A 1,936-nucleotide genomic window follows, 5' to 3' on the forward strand; every position below is an offset into this window, starting at 1 on the left:
GCTCATCCCAGACATCCAGATACCAGCTAAAGAAATCCCCCTCGAGAAAATTGGCAATGCCGAGCTCTCTGAAGATACCACCTTCCTCCATCTTCTCAAGATAGGCTCGTAACTGTTGGCTATCAAAAGTAGCTGCCTGCCTTATATTTGTTCCCAGCTTGGGCATGGCATAATAGTGCACTACCTGAACTGCGAGCAACTTTATAAAGGTAGCATAATAAGTATGGAGACAGAAGAAGAAGTGAAAAGGCTTGACATCTTCTCCAGTTATGCCAAATCTTCGGGCAAAGGAATCTACCTTTAATTTGGAAGCTCTCTCGTAGTCACATACTTCACCAAACTGTAGTGACCACTGCTCAAACAGCTTTTTCACCTTGGGATTCTGGGCTTCAGTAAGAGCCTTATATAAAGCACTTACTGCTTTGCGAGAGACTGGGGTGTTTTCCCCAAAATCACGGATCAGGTTGTCAGGAATAAGGGCAAGCTCTGTGGAGAGAGAAGCCAGCAGCTTTAGGAAGCGCTCAGTAGAAGAGGATTCTACCCTAACAGGCCGATCTTCCTGCCATACGCCTTCTCTTAAGCGCACAAAAATAAAGTAATGCCCGTCGAGCACAATGCCGGCAAGTCGTTCTGGTTTGTGACGTTCTTTTCTTACTAGCCCTTTTATATAATCCCTTACCTGCTCAATAGCATCCCTATTTGATTTATAGCTATTGCTTTCCCTGAGAACACCCGGCGCCTTATATTCCAGTACCAAGCGGTTATAAACGGCGTCTGCTCTGCCCTCTACTAAGGTGTATTCCTCCTTCAGATAGATAGGGAGGCTGACTTTGTCAGCAAATTCCTCAATGAAACGGGTAACCTTTGTTCTGAATTCTGCCTCATTATAAGTTTCCGTGGCAGCCGCTTGAATCTGCTGGGCGAAATTAGGAGCTATTGTCTTAATTTCCTTCTCAATATCTATAACCATACCTAAGCCTCTGGTTGCTGATACGCAGGCTTGGGGAAAACTATCTTTACTGGCTGGCGGTAAACTGCGTGGCTAAGAAGAAGTTCCCCCTGAGCAAGACGGGTGAGGTTAGACTTTATCTCCCGGTCAATGAAGCCATAATCGGACTGCATGATTTCGGAAGAACCACTTCTCCCTATCACCTTAGTAGCGCAATTACCAGTAACTCGAGAGTGAACTGCACTCATGAACTGCTGAGCTGAAATGAGGATAACTCCTAGCGACCTACCTCTCTCAGCAATCTCCAGAACGTTTTGGGTAAGAGGAGCTGTTCTTTCACCTTTGGGGGCGTATTTATTCAGTTCATCAACGAAGAAGATAATCTTGTCAGGCACTGGAGATGCTCTATTCTCTGGTGGCTCTGCCTTGAGACTATAAATGGTTCTCAGCAGGTCACCGAAGACTAGCATTTGTTCGTGTTCATAGAGGCGAGCGATATCTATAACATAGGTGTGTCCACCCTGGATGTTCAGAATTTCATCACTTAAAACCTTTTCATGGACTGAAAGGTTATCCACAAAAATTCCTGACTGGCTGGTCCTAACCATCCTTCTGATATGGCGTCTGAAGACGCCGATTGAGGAGCCTCTTATGCCCCGCCAATCCTTTACTGCTGCATGTGTATTTGGATCAAACAGAGGTCTTCCATTAAGCAAGTTATCCCAGCTATGGACATTTCTGAAGTCAGATTCTCTATTTCTTATGCCCTCTCGAATTTCACTGATGATGGATTCTAGGGTGAAATAGGCATCTGGAATCTGAGCAAATAACAAATCAAGTTTGTCAGCAGCAGATTCCAGGTCATAAGCATAAACTTGGGAAAAGTTCGGCTCATAGAAGCAATTAGGCAGCCCATTCCTGCCACGGGGCATGAAGTAGTGCACTTTGTCTGAATCAAAAGGCTTGGGCTCCAAGCCAAGTGCTTCC

Annotated in this window: 2 protein-coding genes; both read right to left on the minus strand. The window is 45.4% G+C overall.

The annotated features are described in order from the left end of the window. On the minus strand, positions 1-970 hold a 970-nt coding region (locus U9Q18_02940; GenBank protein MEA3313313.1), incomplete at its 3' end, for an SAM-dependent DNA methyltransferase. Positions 971-972: 2 nt separating this feature from the next. Then, positions 973-1,936: ATP-binding protein (locus tag U9Q18_02945; protein ID MEA3313314.1), on the minus strand; the 964-nt coding region annotated here is incomplete at its 5' end.

The organism is Caldisericota bacterium, assembly GCA_034717215.1.
GTDB lineage: Bacteria > Caldisericota > Caldisericia > Caldisericales > Caldisericaceae > UBA646.